The following is a 25,411-nucleotide window of genomic DNA, read 5'->3' as shown; positions in this document are numbered from 1 at the left end:
ACCGGCGGGTGCTCGAGAGGGAAGAGGCTCGTTCCGGGGATCCGGGGATCCGGAGGGACCCGGAACGCGGAACTCGAATTCGGGGCGGTCCCACGGCACGGCGGGCGGGTTCGCGAGCGCGGTCCCGGTCCGCACCGCGCCCGTGCGGTGGTAGAAGTCCTCGGCGGGAGGATGCGACACGACCTTGACGCGGTCGAGCCCGGCGGCACGGGCCTCGGACCGCATGTGCGCGACGAGCAGCCGGCCGATGCCCCGCCCCTGCGCTTCGTCGGCGACGAACAGCAGGTCGAGCTCCGGTGGAGCGAGGAGGAGCGAGTAGAACCCGAGGACCCGGCCGCCGTGCTCGTCGGCGCCGACGGCCACGAAGGCGCGGTGGGCCTCGAGGTAGTCGGGGCCGACCCGGTAGCCCGCGACCGCGGCCGCGTACTGCCCCGCGTAGGCGCCCGAGCCGCGCACGATCCGTGTGAGCCGTCCGGCGTCCCGTGCGACGGCCCTCCGTATCGTGATCGGCCGGCTGGTCGGGGAAGTGCGTGAACCCATCGGGAGAGTATCCCGCACTGGTGTGGTGCCCCGCCCGCCCACAAACCCCGCCCGCCCACAAGCCCCGCCCTGCCGCGCCCGTCGCTCCGCCCGGTGGGTCAGACGCCGGCCGTCCGCGACGGCTCGGTGCGCCGGAGTTCATGGGCCTCGGCGAGAAACAGGTAGCCGCTCGCGGTCCAGGTGTAGGCGCGGTCACGCAGCCCGGCGCCGGTGAGGGCGTCGAAGTTCTCCGCGAATCCGGAGGTCTCGCACAGGGCGCGGAACCGTGCGCTGACCTCGTCCGCGAGGCGGTGGTGGCCCGCACGGCGCAGACCGTCCTCGACGAGCACGGTGGACGGGGCCCAGACGGGTCCGCGCCAGTAGCCGTCGGGGACGTAGTGCGGTGAGGCGGGCTGTTCGGTGGCCAGGCCGTGCGGTGTCAGGTGTGCCTCGATCCCCTCGGCGAGTTCGGCGCCGACGTCCTCGGGCAGGTGCTCGCCCAGGGTGATGGGCATCAGGCCGAGGAGACTGGTGCCGGCCCAGGTGCGGCCGTCCGCGGGTGAGCGGGCGTGGAACCGGCCGTCGGCCCACAGCTCCTCGAACATCGCCGCCTGTGTCGCACCGGCCGTCCGCGTCCACCGGCGGGCATCGTCGTCGCGACCCAACTCGTCGGCGATACAGGCGAGTTCGCGCATCTGCAGGACGAGGAAGGCGGTCAGGTCGGCGGTCACGACGACGCGTTCGGTGTCGAAGGTGGTGGCGTTGTCCCAGCCGCTGTCGTTGCCGTGCTGGTAGTGGGGCAGGGCGGCACCGGGGGCGCGTCGTGCGGTGAGCCAGAAGTCCGTCCAGCGGGCGATCCTGTCGTACGCCTCGCCCAGCCGTGTCCGGGAGAGGGGTGCGGGGAGCCGCCGGCGCAGGTGGCCGAAGGCCCAGCCGTGGATGGGGGGCTTGACGAAGTTGTGCAGTACCTCGGAGTGGGTGACCGAGTCCGGCAGGGCGCCGCTCTCGTCCTGGTGGTCGAAGGGCAGGAAGAACTGGTCCCAGGCCAGTTCCGGATGGCCCGGGGCCAGGGCGAGGGCGTTGAAGCAGTGGTCCCAGCTCCACACCTTGTCCATCCAGTGCTTGGACATCAGCACCGCGGGCCTGGTGACGAAGCCCTTCGGCCGGACGGTCGCGGACCACAGCACGTAGGCGGCGAGTTCCGCCGCGGGGGTGGCGGGCGAGCGCCACGGCGCGAGGGCGTCGGTGAAGGCCGTGAAGGCCGTGCGCGCGGCCTCGACGACACGGTCGAAGGGGGCGGGGGAGCTGTAGGGGCCGCGTGCGGTCTCGTACTCCTCGACCGCGATCTCCCAGGTTCCGCCGTCGTCGTCGGCGGTGATCGTGACACCGCGGTCGGCGCCGCCCAGCGCCTGCGCACCGGCCGTGCCGGCCACGGCTCCGGACAGGAGGGTGATCCGGTAACGCCGTCCCGTCTCGTACGAGGTGAACACGTACGCGGCGGTGCGGGGTTCCCGGTAGAAGTAGGTGCCGCTGAAGGGGGTCAGTGTCTGCGCCGCCGCGTGGATGCGCAGGCCCAGGCCGGTTCCCCGCAGGCGCAGGGTGTCCGGCGACTCGTAGGCGAGGTCGACGCGCCCCGCCGCGCCGGTCCAGCTGAGCAGCTCCGGGGTGGCCTCGACGTGTGTTCCGGCGCGGGTGCCCGTCGCCGGGTCCAGGGGGGTCAGGCGCAGGACGGCGTGCATGCCGGTCTGGTGGGAGACGAGGTGGAGGTCCTCGGCGTACGTCTTCTCCGCCACCACGGGCGAGATGTCGAACCAGGATCCGCGGGTGCTGAACGGGATGTCGTGGACGGAGAAGGCCGGGCCGGGTCGGGCGGCGGTCATGGGGTGCGTCTCGTTTCTCGGGCAGGGGCGACGGCCGTCCGGCGAGGGGACGGCGGAGCCGTGGAGAGGAGGGGTGGGGTGGGGCGGGCCGCCGCGGACGTCAGTCCTTGACGGCTCCGGCGGTGACGCCGGCGGCGACGTACCGCTGTGCCAGGACGAGGATGACGGCGGCCGGCAGCGACGCCACGACGGCGGTGGCCATGATGGCGTTCCATTCCTGGTTGTTGTTGCCGATGTAGTGGTAGATGCCGAGGGTGATGGGCTCGTGGGCGCCGCCGTTGACGAGGGTGCCGGCGAAGACGAAGTCGGACCAGGACCACAGGAACGCGAACAAGGAGACGGTGACGACGGAGTTGCGGCTGATCGGCAGGACGACGGACCAGAAGGTGCGCAGGGCGCCCGCTCCGTCCATCTTCGCGGCCTGGAGCAGCTCGCCCGGGATGCCGGACATGAAGGCGGTGAAGATGAGTACGGCGAAGGGGACGGCCAGGGTGGAGTCCGCGAGGATCAGGCCGGGGACCGACTGGAGCAGGCCGAGGCCGAGATAGACGGCGTAGAAGCCCATCGCCATGATGATGCCGGGGATCATCTGGGCGGCCAGCAGGAGGAAGCCCAGGACGCCGCCGCCGTGTGGGCGGAGCTTGGCCAGGGCGTATCCGGCCGGTGCGGCCAGGGCCACGGTCAGGACGACGGTGCCCAGGCCGATGACGAGGCTGGTGGCGAGGTAGGGCAGCTGTTCGTCGAGGACCCTGCGGTAGCCGTCGAGCGTGCCCTGCGCGGGGAACAGGGCGGGCGGGCTCTTGCGCATGTCCTCGTCCCGGGTGAAGGAGACGTTGAGCATCCAGTAGACGGGGAAGAGCATGATCGCCGTGAGCACGGTGCCGGTGGCCGTCTTCCACCAGTGGCTCCGGCTGCGGCGCGGGCGGAGGGCGGTCGCGGTGGTCATGGGGCGTGCTGCTTTCTCTGGACCTTCACATAGATCAGGCCGAACATCAGGGCGGCGACGACGAGGAGGTTCCCGACGGCCGCCCCCGGTCCGAAGGCGGGCAGGGCGTTGCCGAATCCGAGCTGGTAGGACCAGGTGGCGAGGGTGGTGGACGCGTCCGCCGGCCCGCCCTTGGTCATGATCCAGATGATGTCGAAGACCTTGAGCGTGTAGACCAGGCCGAGGAGCAGCGTGATCGCGGACACCGGGCGCAGCAGCGGGAAGGTGATGTGCCGGAAGCGCTGCCAGGCGTTCGCCCCGTCGAGGGCCGCGGCCTCGTGGAGCGCGTCCGGGATCGACTGGAGGCCGCTGTGGAGGACGACGAGGTTGAACGGCACGCCGATCCAGATGTTGGCGATGATCACCGAGGTGAGCGACCACGAGGGCGAGGTCAGCCAGTTCACCGGGTCGACGCCGACGACGTGCAGGGCGGCGTTGACGATGCCGGAGTCGCTGTTGAGCATCCACGACCAGGTGGAGGCCGACACGATGAGCGGCAGCAGCCACGGTACGAGGAACAGGGCCCGCAGGGTCGCCGACAGGGGGAAGTGCTGCTTGAAGAAGACCGCGAGGGCCAGCCCGAGGGCGTACTGGAAGGCCAGGCACACGACGGTGAACACCGCGGTGTGCAGCAGGGCCGGCGCGAAGACCGGGTCGGCGAGGACGGTGAGGTAGTTCTCCGGGCCGGTGAACGGCGCGTCGCCCCGGACGAAGGAGCGGACGGTGTAGTCGCGCAGGCTCAGGTCGATGTTGCGGTACAGCGGATAGGCGTAGAAGAGGACGAGGTAGAGCGTCACCGGGGCGAGGAAGCCCCAGGCGGCCCACTGCGGGGAGGGCGGACGGCGCCGGGTTCGCGCGGGGGCCGGGGAGGGGGCGGTTTCGGCCCTGCCCTTCCGGGCGCGCGCGGGACGGTGGTCCGGCAGCCGGGTCGTGTGAGTCATCTGCGGTCCGGGTTCCCTGGCTACTTGACGGCGGACTGGGCCTCGGCCAGCGCGTCCTTCGGTGACCGCGCACCGCTGAGGGCGGACTGGACCGCCTTCCACAACTGCTCCGAGATCCTCGGGTACTTGGTGCCCAGGTCGTCGCTGGTGCGTCCCTTGGCGGTCCTCACCGCGTCGGCCCAGGGCTTCAGCCCGGGATCCGCCGTGACCTGCTTGTCCCGCACCTCACCCGTCGGTGCCACGTACGACAGGGTCGTGTCGGTCGTGAGGATGTTCTCGGCGCTGGTCAGGCAGGTGACCAGCTTCCGCGACGTGGCGTAGCGGCCGGTGTCGCCCTGGACCGGGACGGTGACGAACTCGCCGCCCGTCGGGGCCGGAGCGTTGCCTCCCGTGGCGGCGGGGATGGGCAGGATCCCGTAGTCGAAGCCGGTCTTCTCGGCGTTGGCGAGCTGCCAGGTGCCGTTCTCCGCGAAGGCGTAGTCGCCGCTCGCGAACTCCTGCCAGCTGGTCGTCTGGGTGTTGTTGATGACCGAGTTGGGCGCGTAGCCCTTCTCCAGCCAGTCCTTCCACAGGGACAGCGCGGCGACCGCCCGGTCGGAGTCGAGGTCGGTCAGTTCCGCGCCGGAGCCCCAGAACCACGGCAGGAACTGGAAGCTGCCCTCCTCGGTGCCGATGGCCGAGAAGGTGATGCCCTTCTTGCCCGCCGCCTCGACCTTGTCGAGGGCCGCCGTCAGCGACTTCCAGTCCTTGACCGAGGCGATGTCCACGCCGGCCTTCTTCAGCACGTCCTTGTTGTAGTAGAGGGCGAGGGTGTTGGCGCCGATGGGCGTGCCGTACGTCCTGCCGCCCGACTGTCCGGCGGCGAGCAGGTTGGCGTCGACCTCGGAGGTGTCCAGCTCGTTCTCGTCGGTCGTGGTGAGCACGCCGGCCTCGGCCAGGGTCGGCACGACCGGGTTGTCGACGATGAGGACGTCCGCGGAGTTGTCCTGCTGTGCCGCCAGCAGCGCCTTGTTGGAGAGGTCGCTGGTGTCGAAGGCCGTGCGCTCGATCTTCACGCCGGCCTCGGTGCCGCATTCGTCCAGCAGCTTCGCCCAGGCCGACGCCTTGTCGAACTGCGGGTAGGGGTCCCAGACGGTGTACGTTCCGCTGTCGCCCTCGGCGCTCGTGCTGCCCGGGCCGGAGGAGCAGGCGGTGCCGGTGACGGCGACGACGGTCGACAGGGCCACTGCCGCGGTGAGGCGACGCCTGGAGAGTCTGCGCATTGCGGGTTCCTTAGGTCGGTGGCACGGGTGTGCCCGGGACGCCGTGCGGGCGCGCGGGGGCATGCCCGCGGGCCGGAGGTGAACGGTGCGGGGCGCTGCGGGAGAGGCGGTGCGTGGAGGCGGGGCCGTTCTTCAGGACCGGGGCGGGGGTCCGGCCGGGGTGCCGGCCGGGGCCGCTCCGGCCGCGGGGCCGGTGCTGGAGCGCAGGGAGATCGGTGGTACGAGGAGGTGGTGCCGAGGTGCCGCGCCGGGGTGGTCGAGGCGTTCCATGAGGAGTTCGACGGCACGCCGGCCCATCTCCTCCGCCGGTACGTCCGCCGCGGTGAGCTGCGGGGTCACCGTCTCCGCCCAGCGGGCGGCCACCACTCCGGTGACCGAGAAGTCGCGCGGCACGTGGCGGCCCGCCCGGGCGAGGCCCCGGTAGATGCCGCCGAGGGCCGCCTCGTTGAGGGTGACCAGGGCCGTGGTGGCCGGTTCGTCGTGGAGGATCCGCTCCAGGCACGCCTGGCCGGACGCCGCGTCGTCCCCGCAGCAGTACGTCCGCACGGTGAGCCCGCGTTCGGCGGCGGCCTTGGTGAACCCCTCCAGCCCCCGGTGCGCGGACTCGTAGCCGGTGCGCAGCAGTTGTTCCGGCCGGTTGACGAAGACGACGGTGCGGTGGCCCAGGTCCGCGAGATGGTGGACGCACGCCTCCGCCAGCCTGGTGTGGTCCAGGCCGACCCACCAGCCGTCCTCCGGGCGGGCGGTGCGCCCGATGGCGACCCAGGGGAAGTCCAGCTCGGTCAGGTGGTCGACGCGGTCGTCCTCCAGCCTGATCTCCATCAGGATGGCGCCGTCCACCCGCCGCTCCCCCAGCAGGCGCTGGAAGGAGCGGTCGCTGTCCACGCCGCTCGGTGACATCAGCACGTCGTAGTCGTGCGCCGCGGCGGCCTCCACCACGCTGCCGATGAAGTCCAGCTGCATCCCGGTGTAGTGGTTGCCGGCCGGCGGGAACACCAGGCCGATCGTGCTGGTGCGGCCGTTGGCGAGGGCCCGGGCGCTCGCGTTGGGCCGGTACCCCAGCTCGTCGATGACCCGCTGGATCTTCCGGCGGGTCTCCTCGGACACGGCGCGCTTGCCGCTGAGCGCGTACGACACGGTGCTCCGGGAGACACCGGCCCGCCTGGCGATCTCACCGATGTTCACGGCGACTCCTCTGTGTCGAACCGGTTCGCTGTGAGGAAAGTAGGGAGCCCGCCCATCGCTGTCAATGCTTCGCGCAGAACATCTCGCGCTCCCCAAATCCCTGTCTCTGCCGCCCAGTTACCTGCGTCATGGGCATTGCCGACGGGTCGGGCCGGTGCTAGCTTCCCTCGAACCGGTTCGAAGCCCGTGCGGCCTCGCCCCGCCGCGCCGAGCGGACGCCACCCCCGAACAGCACCCCCGGAACGTTCGTCCCGGGCGTCGGGCGTGCCCTCACGCCGGCCGCGGGCGCGTAGAACCGATGCGCGTCCCCCTCCACCCAGCACGCGGACCTCCTGGAGACCTCAGTGCGAAGAAGAAGAACGACGCAGGCCGGAGCGGCGGCCGTGGCGGTCCTGGCCTCCCTGCTCGCCGGCCCCGCGGCCGGGACGGCCCGGGCCGCGGCACCGGAACAGCTCGTCATCGACCTCGCCACCGACACCGGCGCCTTCCACGGCGGCGCCTCCGGCTCCCTCTACGGCCTCTACGGCGACGGCGTGCCGAGCCGCAACCTCATCGAGGGCATGCACCTGCGCACGGTGTCCACGAAGGCGCAGGACGGGCCGCAGCATCCGGGAGCGGACGCGCTGGAGATACTGCCGCCGTTCGTGGACTCGGGCGGCAAGGACGTCTACATCTACATGACGGACATCTACCGCGGCTTCCCCTACCAGTGGCCGGGCGCCGACGGCCCCGCGCGGCTCGCGGACTTCAAGGAGAGGATCAGGAAGCAGGTCGCCCAGGTCAAGACCATGGGCCGCTACAAGGACCACGTCGTCTACGTCCCCTTCAACGAACCCGAGGGGAACATGTTCGGCACGGGCGACTGGAGCTACGACAAGGTCTCCTGGCTGGACGACCCCCGGCAGTTCTTCGCCGCGTGGAAGGAGGTCCACCACCTGATCAGGAGCCTGGACCCGGACGCGCGGATCGCGGGCCCCAACACCTCACAGCTCTTCGGCCAGGTCAAGGGCTTCCTCCAGTACGCCAAGGACAACGACGTCGTCCCGGACGTGATGACCTGGCACGAGCTGTCCTCCCCCGCCGCCGTCCGCACGAACGTGGCCAGGTACCGGGGGTGGGAGAAGGAGATCGGGATCGGCCCGCTGCCGGTCAACGTCAACGAGTACGGCCACAACTACCACCTGTCGGTGCCCGGCCAGGTCGTCCAGTGGGTCTCCGCCATCGAGGAGTCGAAGATCGACGCCGATCTGGCGTACTGGAACATCGACGGCAACCTCAACGACTCCGCCGTGGAGGCCAACAAGGGCAACGGCCAGTGGTGGCTGTTCAACGCCTACGGCCGGATGTCCGGGCACACGGTGCGGGTGACCGCGCCGCACCCCAACGTGCAGTACACCCTCCAGGGCCTGGCCACCCTCGACGAGGACAAGAAGCAGTCCCGGGCCCTCTTCGGGGGCAAGAGCGGCGACGCGGACGTCGTCTTCCGCAACGTCGACCCCGGGCTGTTCGGCACGACCGTGCGCGCCACCGTGCAGGAGATCCCCTGGACCGGCCAGGTCGGCGACTCCGCGCAGCCGCTGCGGCTGGCCGACCGGAAGATCGAGGTCGGCGCGGACGGCACCGTGACCCTGCCGATGCGGGACATGAACGAGATGTCGGCGTACCAGGTCATCCTCTCCCCCGGCGGCAGCGGCGGCGCACCTGCCGCGCCCTCGGTGAGCTGGCGCGGGACGTACGAGGCGGAGGACGCGACCTACACCGGCTCGGGCTACTCCAGGAACGGCCCGGAGGGCACGCCCTCGAACGTCGGCAGGTTCGCCACCTCCGGCGCCTACAACGTGGGCGGGCTGCGCACCGGCTCCGACGGCGTCCTCGCCTTCGACGTCGAGGTCCCCGAGGACGGCACGTACGACCTGAGCGTCTTCGCCAACTCGTTCAACCAGTACCACCTGGTGAAGGAGCAGGGCCCGACCAACGTCTTCCTGCGCGTCGACGGCGAGGCCCCGCAGGAGCTGCGGCTGCCCCTGGGCTACAAGTGGGTGGTGTGGGGGCACACCGACACGACGGTGGAACTGACCGCCGGCAGGCACCGGATCACCCTCGCCGCGCAGGACCCCGAACTCGGCGTCACCAAGGGCGACGCGATCATCGACAAGATCGACCTCGCGCTGCGCGACGGCGACGTCACCCGGCCGGCCGTCTACGAGGCCGAGTACGCCACGCTCGACGGCACCCGCCCCGTCTACACCCGCTCCGGCACCTCCGGCCCCGGCACGGTACCGCTGGCCGGCGGCGCCTCCACGACCTTCTGGGTGCACTCCCCCGCCGACGGCGAGTCGACCGTCTCCATCGACCATCTCGGCGGTGGCCGGGCGAGCCTGGCACTCAACGGCGAGAAACTGTCCACGTATCCGGTCGGAGGCGCCGGGAAGGGCACGGACACGGTCAGGCTGTTCCTCTCCGGCGGCGTCAACAAGATCACCCTGACCGGTGTGTCGGGCAGGCTGAACCTCGACCGGCTGCGCGTCGCACCGTCGCGGGGAACCCTGGAACCGACCGTCCACCAGGCCGAGAACGGCTCCCTCACCGGCGCCGCCAGGGCGACCGACGCCTACGGGTTCGCGGCCGGCGGCAAGGCCGTCACGGACATCGGCGACGGAAAGGCCAACGCCCTCGCCGTCGACGTGACCGCCGCCCGGGCCGGCCGGCACGCGCTGACCATCCGCTACTCCAACGCCGAGCAGGCACCCGCCACCCATTACAACCCCGACCCGGTCGCCCGCCACGCCGACCTGTCCGTCGACGGAGGACCGGCCCGCCGCGTCCTGTTCCCGACCACCTTCCACTTCAACGACTTCCGGGAACTGACCGTCCCGGTCACCCTGAAGGAGGGCACGAACCGGCTGACGTTCACGGCGGAGGAACTGCCGGACTTCGACGGCGACACCTACAACCAGTACGGCCAGCGGTCGCCGTACGCGCCGGTGATCGACCAGATCGCCGTCACACCGCTGGCCTCCAGGTGACGCCCTCCCCGTAGCCGCCGGGGCGGGGCACCGACGTCCCACGGTGCCCCGCCCCGGCCTCACCCGCAAAAGCGGCCGCGCGGTTCGCTACGGCGTCGCGCGGCCCGTCACGGCGTCGCCCGGATCGCGGAGATGTCGAACTGCAGGCGGACCTTCTCGCTGACCATGGAGCCGCCGGCCTCGAGACGCTGGTTGTAGACCAGGCCCCACTCGGTGCGGTCGATGGTGGTGGTGCCGTCGAAGCCGGCCCGTTCGAAGCCGAACGGGTCCAGGACCGAACCGAGGTAGTCGAGCTGCAGCTCCACGGGCCGGGTGACGTCGCGGATGGTCAGGTCCCCGGTCATGCGGAAGCGCTCCTCGCCCTCGTGGACGGTGGAGGTGCTGCGGAAGGTCATCTCCGGGTGGCGGCGGGCGTCGAAGAAGTCCCGGCCGACGAGGTGCGCGTCCCGCTGCTCCACGCCCGTGTCGACGCTGGCGACCCTGATGACCAGCTCGGCCCGCGACTCGGCGGGCCGGGCACCGTCGAAGTACAGCGCGCTGTCGTAGTCGGTGAACGCCCCGCGGACCGTGGTGACCATCGCGTGCCGTACGGAGAACCCGATGCGGCTGTGCGGGCGGTCGATGATCCAGTGCCCGGTCAGCGCCCGCAGCTCCGGGGCGAGTGCCACGCCCCCGTCACCGGCGGCGGGGTCCGGCTCGGCGAGGGCACTCTGACGGCGGCTGAAGATTCCCATGCTCGTGAGCCCTTTCCTACTCGGGGGGCGTGGGCGTGTCGTGGGTGTGGTACATCGCCTGCACGTCCAGCTCCAGCTGGACGGTCGGCCCGACGACGGCGATGCCGCGGGCCAGCATGGAACGCCAGTTGAGGGTGAAGTCCTCCCGGTGGAGCTCCGTCTTCGCGAGGGCCGCGCAGCGCAGTTCCTCGCCGTAGCCCCCGTTGACCGTCCCGAGGTAGGTCGTGTCCAGGCCGACGGAGCGGCTGGTGCCGTGCATGGTGAGCGTGCCGTGCAGGGTCCACTTCGCACCGCCCCGGTAGGCGAACCGGGTGCTGGTGAAGTCGATGTACGGGAAGCGCTCGACGTCCAGGAAGTCGGCCGAACGCAGGTGGTTGTCGCGGGTGTTGTTGCCCGTGGTGATGCTGGCGGCGTCGATGCGCACCGAGACGTGCGAGTCGGCCATGTCCGGCGCGACGCGGATGCCGCCCTGGAAGCGGGTGAACCGCCCGTGGACGTGCGCCATCCCCACGTGCTTGGCGATGAACCGGATCGCGGTGTGCGGGGGGTCGAACAGCCAGGACCCGGCGGGCGGGAGCTCGAGCCGGCGGGCGGGTTCGAGCGCCACGCGCACCGGCGGCAGGGCCGTCCCGGCGGTGATGCCGAGGTCCTGCCGGGAGGGCGCCAGGCCCTCGGCCACGGTCATCACGCTGTAGGAGCCGGGGGGCAGCGTCGCGATGAAGTAGCCGTTGGGGTCCGTGGTGCCGCGCGTCGCCACCCGGTGGCTGTCCAGCGCGGTCACCGTGACCTCGGCCCCGCGCAGGGGCTGGCCCATGGGATCGACGACCTCGAAGCCGAACGCCCCGGAGTCGGGCGGCAGCGGGATCGAGATGCCCGGTCCGGCACTGGAGACGCCGCGGGAGCGCCGGCGTCGGAGAAGCCCGAGGGCCATGGTGTTCACCTTTCTCACCCGCCTCGCCGTCCGGCGGTCCGCTCGGCCGACGCGTTCGCGGTCGCCAAGGGACGCCGACGACAGAGAGGTACGGACACGACGTCAACAATTCGTTGATGATCGTACGACCGTACGCACACGGATGACTCTCCCTGGAATCCGGGCCGTTCAGCTCCCCCATCGGTGCGCGTAGGGGCACAAATCAGCACATCGACCGGCCATATCGTCCCACCTCGACTCCGCTTCTTTGCTGCGGTGCTGTGGTGAAGAGCACGTAAGCGGAACGCGATATTCACAGACGGTCCGCCGGTTCATCACAAACCCGGCACAGACGGACGGGATCCACCCGGGAGCACCGCACGGGCCGCACACTCACGGCACCGGGCCTCGGCACCGTCCCGCTCCGTCGGCCTCGGCGTCCCCGCCTCCGCGCCCTCTCCGGGTCTTGACCCGCGAGGCCTCACCGAGCAGTCTTCCGTAGACACCGGTTTCTATCCCGGGCCGGGCCGCTGCGACGAAGAGGCGACGCGATCCATGCATCAGCTGGTCAACGGCACACAGTTCTCCGACACCGACGGCAACCCCCTCCACACCCATGGCGGCGGAATGGTGGAAGCCGACGGGTTCTTCTACTGGTACGGCGAGGACCGGCACCCGGACAACACCTTCCGGGGCGTCGCCGCGTACCGCTCCACCGATCTCCTGAACTGGGAGTTCCGGGGGCACGTGCTCACCCAGGACTCCCACCCCGAGCTGGCCTCGGCCAACGTCGAGCGGCCCAAGGTGCTGCGCAACCCGGCCGACGGCAGGTTCGTGATGTGGATGCACAAGGAGGCCGCCGGGCACTACAGGGAGGCCCGGGCCGCGGTCGCCGTGTGCGACACGCCGGACGGGGCCTACGACTACCGCGGCAGCACACGCCCCCTCGGGCACATGTCCCGCGACCTGACCCTCTTCCGCGACGACGACGGCACCGGCCATCTCGTCTCCGCCGCCAACGAGAACGAGGACCTGCACGTCTACCGGCTGAGCGCCGACTACCTCGCCGCCGAGGAGCTGGTGGCGAAACTGTGGGTGGGCAGGTCCCGGGAGGCACCTGCCGTGTTCAAGCGGGACGGCGTCTACTTCATGCTCACCTCGGGCTGCTCCGGCTGGGCGCCCAATCAGCAGCAGTACGCCACCGCCGAGACCTTCACCGGCCCCTGGAGCGAGCTGCGGGACTTCGGCGACGCCACGGCGTACCGCTCGCAGACCGCGTACGCCCTGGCGGTGCACGGCAGCGTCGCCTCCTCGTACCTCTACCTCGGCGACCGCTGGGCGGCCGACTGGGGGGCGCCGGTCAACGCATCACGTCATGTGTGGCTCCCGCTGGCCTTCCCCGACCGGCACACGATCCGCATGGACTGGTGCGACGAGCTGACGGTGGACGCCAGGGCAGGCACGGTCGTCGCCGTGGAGCGCCGGACCACCGGGGAGTAGACGCGGGCCGACGCTCCGCCATGGCCTCTGTCCGGCGCGCAGAGGCCACGGTGCGGCTGCGGTGCCGGCACGCCGGGTGCGGGACGGCCGGTGCCCGATCCATTGACCGGCGCAGAAATCGGTTTCTACAGTGAGGCCGTCTCGTCACGGCATCGCAGAGACCCGCCCTTCCGAGAGGAACCGCCGCATGTCCGTGGGCCTGATCCACAACCCCGTACTGCCGGGCTTCCACCCGGATCCGAGCATCGTCCGGGTCGACGACACCTACTACCTGGTCACCTCGACGTTCGAGTGGCTGCCGGGTGTCCCCGTCCACCGCTCGGCGGACCTGGCCCACTGGGAGCTTGCCGGGCATCTCCTGGACCGGCCCGATCTGGTGGACCTGCGGGGGGTCGCCGATTCGGCCGGTGTGTGGGCGCCCTCGCTCTCGTACCACGACGGTCTGTTCTGGCTCGCGTACAGCGTCGTGCGGACCGTCGGGCACCCGTTCAAGGACGTCGACAACTTCCTGATCACCGCCCCTTCGATCGAGGGCCCCTGGTCGGCCCCCGTCTTCCTCAACTCCTCGGGCTTCGACCCGTCCCTCTTCCACGACGAGGACGGCAGGACCTGGCTGCTCAACATCGAGTGGGACCCCCGCGACGGAAGACCGTCGTTCGCGGGCATCCTCCTCCAGGAGTACGACCGCGTGCGGCGGCGCCTCGTCGGACGGCCCCGCACCGTCCTCACGCACGAGGACCTCGTCGAGGGCCCTCACGTCTACCGGCGCGACGGCTGGTACTACCTCATGCTCGCGCACGGCGGCACCGGCTGGAACCACGGCATCCTCATGGCCCGGTCCCGGTCGCTCACCGGCCCGTACGAACTCGATCCCGACGGGGACCTGATGACCACCCGGCACACCCGGACCGCGCCGCTGCTCAAGGCCGGGCACGGCGAGCTCGTCGAGACACCGGACGGCGAGTGGTACGTCGCCCACCTGGCCTCACGGCCCGTGGCCACCGAGGGCGGGCCGCGGTCGATCCTCGGCCGTGAGACCTGCATCGAGAAGATCACCTGGCCCCGGGACGGCTGGCCGAGGCTGGAGCACGGCGGTACCGAGCCCCGCCTCACCGTTGCCGGTCCGTCCCGGCCGACCGCCACCGGTCCGTCCCGGCCGGCCGCCGTCGGCCCGTCCCCGTCGGCCGCCTCCGGCCGGGCCCGTCGTACGGTGCCGGAGCGGGACGACTTCGACGCCCCCGTCCTGCACAGCTCCTGGTGCACGCTGCGGGTGCCCGCCGACCCGTCGTGGCTCAGCCTCACCGACCGGCCCGGGCACCTGCGCCTCAGCGGCCGGCAGAGCCTGCACTCGCGTTTCGAGCAGAGCCTGGTCGCCCGGCGGCTCCGCTCCCTGCGGTGCGAGGCCCGCACCGTGATGGACTTCCACCCCGACCATTTCACCCAGTCGGCGGGGCTCGTCTGCTGGTACGACACCAGTACCTACTTCTATCTGCGCGTCACGCACGACGAGACCCGCGGCCGGGTGCTCGGCCTCGTGGAGAACGACGCCGGCGCCTACCGCGAACGGCCGGAGACCGTCATCGACGTCGGCACCTGGCCGTCCCTCCACCTCCGCGCCCGCCTGGACGGCGCGGCGCTGACCCTGTCCGCCTCGCCCGACGGTGCCGACTGGCTCGGTGTCGGGCCCGTCCTGGACGCGAGCAGACTCTCCGACGACTACGGCGACGTCCTCCGCTTCACCGGCGCCTTCGTCGGCCTGTGCGCCCAGGACCTGGGCGGTACGCGCACACCCGCGTACTTCGGCCACTTCGCGCTCGAGGACCGGTGACACGGACCGCGCTCGCCCGCTCCGGTCTCCCTCGCCTTCCCCCTTTCTCGTCATCTCGTCATCCCCTCTTCCTTCTTCGCCCTCTTCCTTCTTCACCCTCTTCCTCGTCACTCCCTTCCTCGTCACCCACCGGAGGCCCTGCCGTGTCCGACCGTCCGAAGGCGTTGTTCGCCATGAGCGCCGAGGCACTGGCCGCCGTGTACCCGCCCGATCTCCTCGACCGGCTGAGGCGTTCCGTGGCCGTCGATCCGTCCCTGCTGGTCCGTGACTTCGCCGAACCCCGCGTCCGCGCCGCGCTCGCCGAGACCGAGATCCTCCTCACGGGCTGGGGCTGCCCGTTCATCGACGCGGACGTCCTCGACGCCGCGCCCCGGCTCAAGGCGGTGCTGCACGCCGCCGGATCCGTCAAGGGCATCATGGCCCCCGGCTGGTGGGAGCGGGGGCTGGTCGTCTCCTCCGCCGCCGACGCCAACGCCCTGCCCGTCGCGGAGTACACCCTCGCGATGATCCTCCTGGCGGGCAAGGACGTCATCGCGGCGCGTGAGCGCTACCGGACGCGGCGCGGCTTCACGATCGCCGAGATCCAGCCGGACGTCGGGAACTTCGGGCGCAGGGTCGGCGTCGTCGGGGCCTCCCGCATCGGCCGGCGGGTCATCGAACTGCTGCGGCCGTTCGACTTCGAGGTGCTGCTCGCGGACCCGTACGTCGACGAGGCGCAGGCGGCGGCGCTGGGTGTGCGGCTGCTGTCCGTCGACGCGCTGCTGCGGGCCTCCGACATCGTCACCCTGCACGCTCCGGCCGTCGCCGAGACCGACCGGCTGATCGGCCGGGAGCAGCTCGCCGCGATGCGGGACGGCTCCGTGCTCATCAACACGGCGCGCGGCAGTCTCGTCGACCACGACGCGCTCGTGGCGGAGCTGCGGACGGGCCGGCTGTCGGCGGTGCTCGACGTCACCGATCCCGAGCCGCTGCCGGGCGACTCCCCGTTGTTCGACCTGCCCGGCGCGTTCCTCACCCCCCATCTGGCCGGCTCGCACGGCAACGAGGTCCGCCGTCTGGGGCTGTGTGCCGTCTCCGAGCTGGAGCAGCTGCTCGCCGGCGTCCCGCTGTCCCACCGCGTCGATCACGCCGTGCTCGAACGCGCCGCGTAGGAGCCACACCGCGCAGAAGCCCTCGCTCCCGCAGAGCCGTTGCCCCGCGCGGCACGGACCGCCGCCGCCCGCCACACCGCCCGCCACGCCGACCCCGAAGGACGATCCGTTGCTCGAGACACGGGGCCACGACGCCCTCACGCTCCACTTCTCCCGCGATCCCGACGGCCCGCCGCGCCTGCTCGGGCTCGCCGCCGCCCCGGCGGCCGGGGGTCTCGTGGTCTCGCCGCCGGACCCCTGCCCGGCGGTACTGCTCAGGCTTCGCCGCACCGCGGCTGCACTATCGTGAGCGGCACCGCAGCGCCGGGCGCGCGGCGCACGGGTGAGGGGAAAGACACAGTGAGCAGGAGCACGGGAGGCAGGCCCGCCAAGGACGCCTCGACCGTCCGGGACGTCGCCCGCCTGGCGGGCGTCTCCCCGGCGACCGTCTCCCGGGTCATCGGCGGCACGTATCCCGTGGCCGAGGCGACGCGGGCAAAGGTCCTCAAGGCCATGCGGGAGCTGGACTTCGTCGTCAACGCCCATGCGCGGGCGCTCGGCGGGGCCACCAACAAGACCGTGGCGTTCGTCGTCGACGACGTGACCGGTCCCTTCTACGCGCACATCGCACGCGGTGTGGAGGAACAGGCGTCCGCGGAGGGCAGGCTGTGCATGCTCTGCACGACGCACGGTGACCCGCAGCGGGTGCTCACCGTCGTCGAGACCATGCGGGAACAGCGTGCGGACGCCGTCATCGTGGTCGGCGGCGCCTGGGACGAGCGGTCCTACCAGAACCGGATGACCCACTTCGCGCACGCGCTGGACCGGGCGGGGTCGCGGCTGGTCCTGGTGGGCAGGCCGCCGCTGGGGCCGGGGGTGCCGGCCACGGTCGTGGAGTACGACAACGGGGGCGGCGCGTCGGCGATGACGATGCACCTGCTGGGCGCGGGGCACCGGCGCATCGCCTACCTCGGTGCCGTGCCGGGGCTGTCCACCAGTGCGGAACGTCTGGCCGGCTTCCGGCGGGCGCACGAGGCGCTCGGTGTCGAGCCCGACCCGGACCTGATCGTGCCGGGTGAGTTCACGCGCTCCTTCGGCTACCGCGCGGCGCAGGAACTGCTCGCCTCGAAGAAGGAGTTCACGGCGGTCTTCGCCGGCACGGACATGGTCGCGGCGGGGGCGATCCAGGCGTTCCGCCGGGCCGGTCTCCGCGTGCCGGAGGACGTGTCCGTCGCCGGTTACGACGACATCCCCCTGGCCATGGACGTGTATCCGGCGCTGACGACGGTCGCGGTCCCGCTGGAGGAGATGGGGCGCGACGCCGTGCGCCTCGCCCTGCACCGGGAGGAGACGGCCGAGCGCCAGCACAAGGTCTTCGGGACCCATGTCGTCGTCCGGGACTCGGTGTGCTCCCCCGGTGCCGCCCGGGGCTGATCCCGCGCGGTCCTCCCGGCGGTGTCGGGGGCGTCGGGAGCCTTCGGCGCCGTTCACCAGGTGGTGGGGGAGACCGTTTTCTGTTGCAGGCCGTCCGGCATATCGGCCATGGGGCAAGGGGCGTGCCGCGGCTGAAGTTTTTCCCGACAGATGCCTTGCCTAGCCGACCCGGGGACCTTAACTTCCGTAGAGACCGATTTCTATCGGCGCCCGGGCGGCGCCGGACGCACGAGCCCCCGGTCTCCTTCTCCCCTGCCCCGCACCCCGTTTACCAGAGGAGCTCCCATGCGTGTGCACCGCCGCGGAACGGCCGTCGTGGCCGGCGCCCTCACCCTGTCCCTCTCCCTGGCCGGCTGCGGAGCCGACGACGAGGAGAAGGCGGAGTCCTCCGGGCCCGTGACCATCGAGTGGTGGAGCTGGGACGAGACCAGGACGGTCCAGCCGGTCGTCGACAAGTTCAACGCCACGCACGACGACATCGAGCTCAAACTGGTCAAGCAGGCCGACAACCCGGGCACCGCGCAGAACCTGCGCAACGTCGTCGCCTCCGGCAAGGACGTGCCGTGTCTGGTGAAGAACTTCGGCGAGGTCCCGGGCCTGGCGGGCGAGGGCCTGCTCACCGACGTCAGCGAGGAGTTGAAGCCCTACCTGGAGAAGGACGTCTTCAACGAGGACGCCCTGCCGGCGGTCCGGGCCGGCGGCGCCTACTACGCCGTCCCGACCGGCTTCACCCCCTCCTTCCTCATCGTCAACCGCAAGGTCTACGACCGCTACGGCATAGCCGTCCCCAAGACCTGGGACGACGTCATCGCGGCCGGCAAGGAGCTGAAGAAGCACGGCGTCTACGTGATGAACCTGGCCGGTGAGGACCCGTCCACCCTGGTCAACCTCGTCCAGCAGGCCGGCGGAAGCTGGTACGAACAGAAGGGCGACACCTGGAAGGTGGACTTCCTGTCGCCCGCGTCGCTCAAGGCCGCCGACGTCGTCCAGCAGCTCGTCGACAACGACCTCGTCGCCAACCAGACCTACCAGGACCGCCCCGCCCTCATCTCGTACTTCGACTCCGGCAGGATGGTCTCCCTGCCCACCCAGACCTGGCAGCTGCGCAACTACGAGATCAACTACAAGAAGTCCACCGGGCACTGGCAGCCCGTGGACCTGCCGCAGTTCGCCGGAGAGCCGTTCACCACCCCCGCGCACAGCGCCAACGCCGGCATGCTCGTCCCCAAGGGCTGCGCCCACGTCGCGGAGGCCGTCGAGGCCGGCGTCTGGCTCAACACCACCAAGGAGGCGATCGACGCCACCTACCAGGAGGACACCAAGCAGTACCAGTGGCCGGGCGCGATGAAGGACGTCACGCCGTGGGTGGACTCGGTCATCCCCGACAAGCTCTTCGGCCCCTACAAGTCCCAGGCCCGCGGCGTCATCCTCAAGTCCTTCGAGCACGCCGAGGACTCCTGGACGGTGGGCCCCAACTACACCGGTGTCTTCGCCGAGCTCCAGGACCAGTGGGCCAGGATCGTGACCAAGAAGATCACCGTCGTGGAAGCCCTCCGGCACCTGCAGACCTTCACGGTCCAGGACCTGAAGTCGAAGAACATCAACGTGGAGGGCTGAGCGATGAGCACCTCCACCCGGCCCCCGGCCAGGGCACCGCGCCTCGGCTGGCGACGGACGATGGCCCTCAAAGGGGCCTCCTTCACCCTCCCGTTCTTCCTCGGGTTCGCCCTGTTCACCGTCGTGCCGATGGTCATGGCCCTGAAGGAGAGCCTGTACGCGGAGAAGAGCTCCGGGCTCGGTTTCGGCGCCAAGACCGTCGAGTTCGTCGGCGCCGGCAACTTCCTCGAAGGGTTCGGTGACGGCCGCTTCTGGGCGTCGATGCTGCGCGTCGCCCTCTTCGCCGTGATCAGCATCCCGCTCATCCAGCTCGTCAGCGTCGGCCTCGCCCTGCTCCTCGACGCCGCCTCCCAGAAGCTCGCCGACCGGTTCCGGATGCCCCTGCTGATCCCGTACATGATCCCCGGGATCGTCGCCACGCTGATCTGGATCTACCTCTACAGCCCGGACGTCGGCCCGCTCACCTCCTTCCTCGCCCTGTTCGGCGTCGACGCGGACTTCTACGGCGCCGACCTGGTCTGGGTCTCGATCGGCAACCTCATGGCCTGGAGCGGCATCGGCTTCAACATGCTGATCGTGTACGCGGCGCTGCGCGCGGTCGACCCCGACGTCTACCAGGCGGCCCGCATCGACGGCGCCTCCGAGTGGCGGATCGCCTGGTCGGTCAAGGTGCCCCTGGTGCGCCGCTCGCTCGTCCTGACCACGGTGCTCTCCATCATCGGCACCCTGCAGATCTTCAGCGACACGATGCTCTTCAAGTCGATGACGCCGGAGACCATCACGCGCGACTTCACACCGATCATGGCGATCTACGACTGGGCCTTCCAGCAGGGGAACTTCAACTACTCGGCCGCCCTGTCGATCATCCTCGCCCTGGTCGTCGGCACCGCTTCGGCCCTCTTCTACCGGTTCACGAACAAGGCGCCCACCTCATGACGACGACCCTCGACGGGGCCGCCCCGGCCCCCTCCACCGACCCGGCCGAAGGGCGGCGCCCGCGCCCGCGCACGAAGCCCGGACGCGTGCGGCACAGCCGGCGCACGAGGGCCCTGGTGCTCGGCGGACTCGTCTTCTTCACGGTCTACTCGCTCGCCCCGATCTGGTGGCTGATCGTCTCCGCCACCAAGAGCCAGAGCGACCTCTACACCACCAACGGCCTGTGGTTCGCGGAGATGCACCTGAAGGACAACCTCGAGGCGCTCTTCACCTACCAGGACGGCATCTTCCTCAAGTGGATGTGGAACACCGTCTTCTACGGTGTGCTCTCCACCGTCGGGATGACCCTGGTCTGCGTCGCCTGCGGCTACGGCCTCGCCATGTACCGGTTCCGCGGTCAGGGCGTCCTCATGGGCTGCATCATCGGCTCCTTCCTGGTGCCGCACGCGCTGCTGACCATCCCCTCCTTCCTCCTCTACACCGACCTCCAGATGGTCGACACGCCGTGGGCGATCATCGTGCCCGGCTTCTTCAACGCGTTCTCGGTCTATCTGGCGAAGGTGTACGCCGAGGGAGCCATCCCGCCCGAATTGCTGGAGGCCGCCCGTATCGACGGCGCCGGCGAGTACCGGATCTTCTTCCGGATCGGCGCCCGGCTGATGTCCACGGGCGCGGCGACCATCTTCCTCCTGGGCTTCGTCGCCTCCTGGAACTCCTTCTTCGGCCCGCTGGTGTTCCTGCGGACGCCCGAGAAGTGGACGGTGATGGTCGGCCTGTACTCCTGGCTCAAGGTCAAGGTCGACTCCTCGGCCGACCTCACCGGGATGGTCGTGGTCGGCTCCATGATCTCGCTCGTCCCGATGGTGCTCCTGATGATCTCCATGCAGCGGTACTGGCGTACGGGAGTGACCCTCGGAAGCCTCAAGTAGCCCGCACTCCGGCGTCCGCACGGCACCTCCCCTCCTCCGCAGAAGGGCATCCGCATGCCGCTCAGCAGAAGAACCGTGCTCCGCACCGCGGTCACCGCCTCCGCCACGGCCGTCACGGCCACCGCGTGGCCGCCCGCCCCGGCGGGCGCGGGAACCCTCGCGGCCCCGTCGGACACCGCGCCCGCCGGCGGCCGTGTCGACCTCCTCGACTTCGGCGACCCCGCCTCGGAGGAGGCACACGGCCTGACCACCGCGAACACGACGGTCGTCGACGGCCACGCGGGCGACCGCGCCCGTGTGGCCCAGCCCCTCGACCCGCCGGACATCAAGGCCGGCGAGCTCCGTTTCACCATGAAGGTCGACCCGCGCCTGCAGAACTACCTGACGGTGAAGTTCTGGGGCTCCGACGCCTCCCCGTACAAGACCATCGCCTACATCGACGGCGAGCAGATCGGATACCGGCGCACCGGCGACTACGAGGCACTGAACCTCGGCACCGTCCGTCCCCTGCCCGGCCGGTTCTTCTACTCCACGGTGATGCTGCCCCTGGAGCACACCCGGGACCGCACCGTCGTCGAGATCACCCTGCGCACCTATGACGCGGCGTTCGCCAAGCCGGTCACCAGCGGTTCCCGCGGCTACTACCGGGCCTACACCCACACCGGTGCCCGCCTCGCCCCGGACGGCGAACCCCGGCCCGGCTTCACTCCCCCGACCGACACCGTGCCCGACCTCACGGACGAGGCGAAACAGCACCTCGTCGACGGCTACGTGGCGGGGCAGGCCAAGCTGTTCGACACCTGCTCGGCGAAGCTCGACGCGAACCCGGAGGCGACCCTCTCCATCGTCCGCTACCAGGACGAACTGCGTTTCTACGCCGCCGCGTTGCAGCAGGCGAGCTGGTGCCCCGCCCGGACGCCCGCCGAGCGCAGGGCCGCCCTGGCGCGGATCTTCACCTGTATCGACAACCACACCAGGGACTACTACGGCGACACCCGGCTCCTGGCCCGGGGCGGCCACCAGGGCGACTGGGGCGGCTACTACGGCGCCCTCGGCGAGGCCCTCTACATCGTCGAGAACCTGATCCTCGACGAGGGCGTGTACGGCCGGGCCGCCTTCGACGCCTTCCTGGACGAGCCCTTCCGCACCGGCACCGAGGAAGGCCCCACCTCCCTCGGGGACGTCGACCTCGACGGCGGACCGCTCACCCGGCGCGCCGCGTGGGGACGTGTCCTGAAGGCCAACTTCGACTACGCCCGCTCCCGGCTGTCGTACATCTACAACCAGGTCATGTACACCTACGAGGGCGCCTGGGAGGCCCACGAAGGGCTGCGGATCATCGGGTCGCCGTTCTACGAGGGCAGGAAACGCAGTCACCGCATCGTCGGTGAGGCACTCGGCTGGGAACCGTTCCTCGGCGAGGAGGTCCTGGTCGGCCCCGACGGGCAGGAACTGGACCTCTTCCACTCCCTCTTCCACCACGACACCACCGCCCGCTGGACCGACGACCAGCTGCGGTACGTCGTCAAGGGCCTGGCCCGCTCCAAGCTCGACAGGAACGGCGAGGTCGTACGCCGGCTGCCGTTCGGCCGCCACTACACGACCGTCACCGAGGCCGGCCTCACCCGCGAGAACGGCTACGTCGCCAACTACGGCGAGTCGACCAACTACCTGCCCGAATGGTTCCACCGCACCTGGGGTCACGCCGGCGACGAGGAGATCAACGACCGGATCCTCCGGCTGGCGCTGAAGAACCTGTACGCCCGCTCGTTCGCCCGCCACACGGACCTGGACGACGACCTCAAGCGCACCATGCGCATGGAGATGGTCGTCGACGAGCGCAACCCCAACTACCCCGGTTTCCCCGGCTACGCGCTGCGCGTCTCCGAGGGAAAGATCCTCAACTACGTCTCGCTCGCCCACCACATCGCCCGGCACCCCGGACGCTACGCCGGTGCCGAATGGGCCGAGACCCGGCACCACGCGCGGGCGGCGCTCGGATTCGCCCAGCAGCAGCTCGCGGACCACAAGTACTTCAGCGAGTTCGGCTCCGTCACCGCCAAGAACAGGACGGACCTCAGGCTCGGCGAGACGTACGCGTGGCTGAAGCGGCAGCCGCCGGCGGGCATCGTCCACCCGCACACCGACTTCGCCCACTACACCGCCGCCGAGATCGCCGCCCTCGGCGTCCGGCCCGGTGACCACGAGCACTTCGCCTGGGTGGACGTGGACTGCATGTTCGTCTCCCTCAGGGACGGCGACACCCGCATCTTCGGGCAGCTCAACGAACGCCAGCGCGGCTTCGCCCGCAACGGCCGGCTCCACGTGCGCCACCCCGACCACGACCATCTGGTGCAGATCCGGACCGACGCCCGGTTCTCCTACGAGGACTACTGGGCCCGCATGGACAACATCGACGTGGACTTCATGGAGGACCAGCAGACCGCCGACGCCATCGCGCCCCAGGCGCTCGCGGGCGAACTGGCCCCGATCACCTTCCAGCCCGGCGTGGGCACCGTACGGCGCGAGAACTTCGAGGCGGACCACGCCTACTCCGGCTACCCCGACCTCCTCACCGCCCGGTACGGCCGCTACCTCTTCGTCTTCAACACGACGCGGAAGGCCTACGGGAACGAACGCACCCACACGGTGGAGCTCCCGGCCGACCACCGCGGTGACTCGGTCACCGACCTGGTGACGAACCGCCGGATCCGCGTGTCCGGCGGCCGGATCGACGTGCCGCCGAAGACCGGGCTCGTGCTGAGGCTCTCCTCGGACGTGCCCGCGCCCGAGCCGCCCGCCCACGTGGACTTCGTCCGCACGCTCCCCGGCGACGGCGCGGTGGCCGTCACCTGGCAGACCACGGCCGGCGCCGCGTACTACCAGGTGCGGCGTGCCACCCGGCGCGGCGGACCGTACGCGCTCGTCGCACCGAGGGCCACGGGCCGGCATCACCTCGACACGACGGCCCGTCAGGGGAAGACCTACTACTACACGGTGACCGCCGTGAACGCGCAGGGCCCCGGCTGGGCCTCGCACGCCGTCCGCACCTCGCTCCCGGCCCCCGTCACCCCCGGACTGCGCGGCACCGGCTGGCGCGACGACGCGCTGTCCGGCACCCGCCCGGGAACCGTGACCGTGCGGGGCGCCACGATACGGATACTCGGGGCCCGCGGTGACGGTCTCGGCGAGGGCGACGACTACAAGGTCGCCACCCGCGGCATCGACGACGCCCTGCACTTCGTCAGCCGCCCCGCGCCCGGCACCTTCTCGCTGACCACCCGGCTCGGCACCGCCCGGGGCCCGCAGACGGGGCTGATGCTCCGGGACGCGGCCACCGCCGACACCCGGCACCTGTACTTCGGCGCGGACGACGACGGCCGGCTCGTGCTGCGGGTGCGCAGCCGGGACAGCCGCCACGACTGGCAGGACGAGATCCGCTCGCCGGTCGCCCGCCTCCTGGAGGGACACTCCCTCAAGGCCACGCCCTGGCTGCGGATCGTCCGGGACTTCGCCACCCACCGTGTCCTCGCCCAGGTGTCGGCGGACGGAACCGTGTGGACGACGGCCGGTTCGGCCTTCGCTCCCTTCCCGTACACCGTGCTGGCCGGGTTCGCGGCCACCGGCGACGCCGAGTTCGCCCGGACCTCGCTCACCGCGCTGCCCGCCGGTGCCCTGCTCGTCGGGGTCGAGCGCGCGGCGGACGTGGTCACGGTCCGCTGGAACAAGCCCGAGGACGCCGTCTCCTTCACCCTGCTGCGTTCCGTCGGCGAGGGCCCCTGGGAGCAGGTCGTCCGGGACACCCGGGCGCTCGCCCACCGCGACGAGGGCCTGCGCCACGGCACCCGCCGCTACAGGGTCACCGCACTGCTCGCGGGCGGCGGGACGCGGAAGACGGCCGAGGACGCCGTCGCCGTCGCGGAGTCCCTGCCCACCGTCCTGGCCCGGGCCCGGGCCACCGACCCCGCGGAATGGACCAAGGCGTCGTACACCTCCTTCACCGGGGAACTCGACCGGATCGGCCGGGCCGCCGAGACCCCGGGAGCCGACCCGGACCGGCTGATCGACGACGTCTACGCGGCGTACGGCCTTCTCGTCTCCGCCGACACCCTGCTCACGAAGGTCGATGTCACCCCGGACATGGTGACCGCGTCGACCGTCCGGTGGCCCGGCACCGGCACCAGGGAGGAGAACGGCCGGCGCGCCTTCGACGGGGACCCGGCGACCTTCCCCGACACCCTCGCCGCGGAGAGCTGGATCGATGTGAAAGCCGGTCCGTCCGGGCCCCTGACCGTGGACCGTATCCGCCTGTACCCCCGCTCCGACTCCGCCGACAAGATCACCCGGGCCAACGGCACCGTCTTCCGGGGCTCGAACGACGGCGGTGCCACCTGGACCGACCTGCACACCGTCAGCGGGGTCGACAGCGCGCGGTGGTACGAGGCGGACCTCCCCGAAAGGGCCGTCCACGACCTGATCCGCGTGTACGACGGCCACAACGGGCGCTGCAACCTCGCGGAGATCGAGTTCTGGTACCGCCGTTCCGAAGAGAACCGAACGGCGGAAGAGAACCGAACGGCGGAAGAGAACTGAAC

Annotated in this window: 16 protein-coding genes and 2 pseudogenes; 10 read left to right on the top strand and 8 right to left on the bottom strand. The window is 71.0% G+C overall.

Annotated elements, in window-relative coordinates; genetic code table 11:
- Nucleotides 1–60: 60 nt before the first annotated feature.
- From ACFYOJ_RS12300 to ACFYOJ_RS12275, 6 genes and pseudogenes are all read right to left on the bottom strand, one after another.
- Nucleotides 61–540, bottom strand: a pseudogene (locus ACFYOJ_RS12300) (GNAT family N-acetyltransferase); the annotation flags it as partial.
- Between the two features lie 98 nt (nt 541–638).
- Entirely contained in the window at nt 639–2,399 is a 1,761-nt protein-coding gene (locus ACFYOJ_RS12295; protein WP_356556445.1) for a trehalase family glycosidase, read from the bottom strand.
- 100 nt (nt 2,400–2,499) lie between these two features.
- Entirely contained in the window at nt 2,500–3,345 is an 846-nt protein-coding gene (locus ACFYOJ_RS12290) for a carbohydrate ABC transporter permease (protein ID WP_356556444.1), read from the bottom strand.
- Nucleotides 3,342–4,325, bottom strand: coding sequence for a sugar ABC transporter permease (locus ACFYOJ_RS12285; protein WP_356556443.1), 984 nt, complete (start codon nt 4,323–4,325; stop codon nt 3,342–3,344). Before ACFYOJ_RS12285 ends, ACFYOJ_RS12290 begins: the two co-directional genes overlap by 4 nt.
- Before the next feature lie 20 nt (nt 4,326–4,345).
- Nucleotides 4,346–5,587 carry a sugar ABC transporter substrate-binding protein gene (locus ACFYOJ_RS12280; RefSeq protein WP_356556442.1) on the bottom strand — a complete coding sequence of 414 codons (1,242 nt, stop codon included), beginning with the start codon at nt 5,585–5,587 and terminating at the stop codon, nt 4,346–4,348.
- Between the two features lie 132 nt (nt 5,588–5,719).
- The gene (locus ACFYOJ_RS12275) at nt 5,720–6,772 is read right to left on the bottom strand and encodes a LacI family DNA-binding transcriptional regulator (RefSeq protein WP_356556441.1); all 1,053 of its coding nucleotides are present in this window, start codon (nt 6,770–6,772) and stop codon (nt 5,720–5,722) included.
- 383 nt (nt 6,773–7,155) lie between these two features.
- On the opposite strand from ACFYOJ_RS12275, the gene ACFYOJ_RS12270 reads away from it, so the two are divergent.
- Complete coding sequence (locus tag ACFYOJ_RS12270) at nt 7,156–9,798, top strand: cellulosome protein (RefSeq protein ID WP_388596733.1); 2,643 nt, start codon at nt 7,156–7,158, stop codon at nt 9,796–9,798.
- A gap of 107 nt (nt 9,799–9,905) precedes the next feature.
- Here ACFYOJ_RS12270 and ACFYOJ_RS12265 read toward each other — a convergent pair whose 3' ends face one another.
- Nucleotides 9,906–10,532, bottom strand: a complete 627-nt coding sequence (locus ACFYOJ_RS12265) for a YceI family protein (protein WP_356556439.1) — start codon at nt 10,530–10,532, stop codon at nt 9,906–9,908.
- Between the two features lie 16 nt (nt 10,533–10,548).
- Complete coding sequence (locus ACFYOJ_RS12260; protein ID WP_356556438.1) at nt 10,549–11,463, bottom strand: YceI family protein; 915 nt, start codon at nt 11,461–11,463, stop codon at nt 10,549–10,551.
- 543 nt (nt 11,464–12,006) lie between these two features.
- On the opposite strand from ACFYOJ_RS12260, the pseudogene ACFYOJ_RS12255 reads away from it, so the two are divergent.
- The 9 genes and pseudogenes from ACFYOJ_RS12255 to ACFYOJ_RS12215 form a co-directional block, all read left to right on the top strand.
- Nucleotides 12,007–12,909 (top strand): annotated as a pseudogene (locus ACFYOJ_RS12255) (family 43 glycosylhydrolase); the annotation flags it as partial.
- 220 nt (nt 12,910–13,129) lie between these two features.
- Nucleotides 13,130–14,770 carry a glycoside hydrolase family 43 protein gene (locus ACFYOJ_RS12250; RefSeq protein WP_356556437.1) on the top strand — a complete coding sequence of 547 codons (1,641 nt, stop codon included), beginning with the start codon at nt 13,130–13,132 and terminating at the stop codon, nt 14,768–14,770.
- A gap of 143 nt (nt 14,771–14,913) precedes the next feature.
- Entirely contained in the window at nt 14,914–15,921 is a 1,008-nt protein-coding gene (locus ACFYOJ_RS12245; RefSeq protein ID WP_356556436.1) for a hydroxyacid dehydrogenase, read from the top strand.
- 109 nt (nt 15,922–16,030) lie between these two features.
- Nucleotides 16,031–16,210 (top strand): hypothetical protein, encoded by a 180-nt coding sequence (locus ACFYOJ_RS12240; RefSeq protein ID WP_388596711.1) that lies wholly within the window; start codon nt 16,031–16,033, stop codon nt 16,208–16,210.
- Between the two features lie 50 nt (nt 16,211–16,260).
- Nucleotides 16,261–17,334, top strand: coding sequence for a LacI family DNA-binding transcriptional regulator (locus tag ACFYOJ_RS12235; protein WP_356556435.1), 1,074 nt, complete (start codon nt 16,261–16,263; stop codon nt 17,332–17,334).
- Nucleotides 17,335–17,619: 285 nt separating this feature from the next.
- A complete protein-coding gene (locus ACFYOJ_RS12230; RefSeq protein WP_356556434.1) occupies nt 17,620–18,951 on the top strand; it encodes an extracellular solute-binding protein in 1,332 nt (443 codons plus the stop codon).
- A 3-nt stretch (nt 18,952–18,954) separates the two neighbouring features.
- Nucleotides 18,955–19,887: a sugar ABC transporter permease gene (locus ACFYOJ_RS12225; RefSeq protein WP_356556433.1), complete on the top strand. Its 933-nt coding sequence runs from the start codon at nt 18,955–18,957 to the stop codon at nt 19,885–19,887.
- Nucleotides 19,884–20,816: a carbohydrate ABC transporter permease gene (locus ACFYOJ_RS12220; protein ID WP_356556432.1), complete on the top strand. Its 933-nt coding sequence runs from the start codon at nt 19,884–19,886 to the stop codon at nt 20,814–20,816. The genes ACFYOJ_RS12225 and ACFYOJ_RS12220 overlap by 4 nt, the downstream gene beginning before the upstream one ends.
- Before the next feature lie 54 nt (nt 20,817–20,870).
- Complete coding sequence (locus tag ACFYOJ_RS12215; RefSeq protein WP_356556431.1) at nt 20,871–25,409, top strand: fibronectin type III domain-containing protein; 4,539 nt, start codon at nt 20,871–20,873, stop codon at nt 25,407–25,409.
- Nucleotides 25,410–25,411: the final 2 nt, after the last annotated feature.

It is taken from the genome of Streptomyces sp. NPDC006384 (assembly GCF_042870695.1).
Lineage (GTDB): Bacteria > Actinomycetota > Actinomycetes > Streptomycetales > Streptomycetaceae > Streptomyces.
The sequence above is the reverse complement of the archived record's forward strand: the minus strand, read 5'-3'. Positions and strand labels throughout refer to the sequence as shown.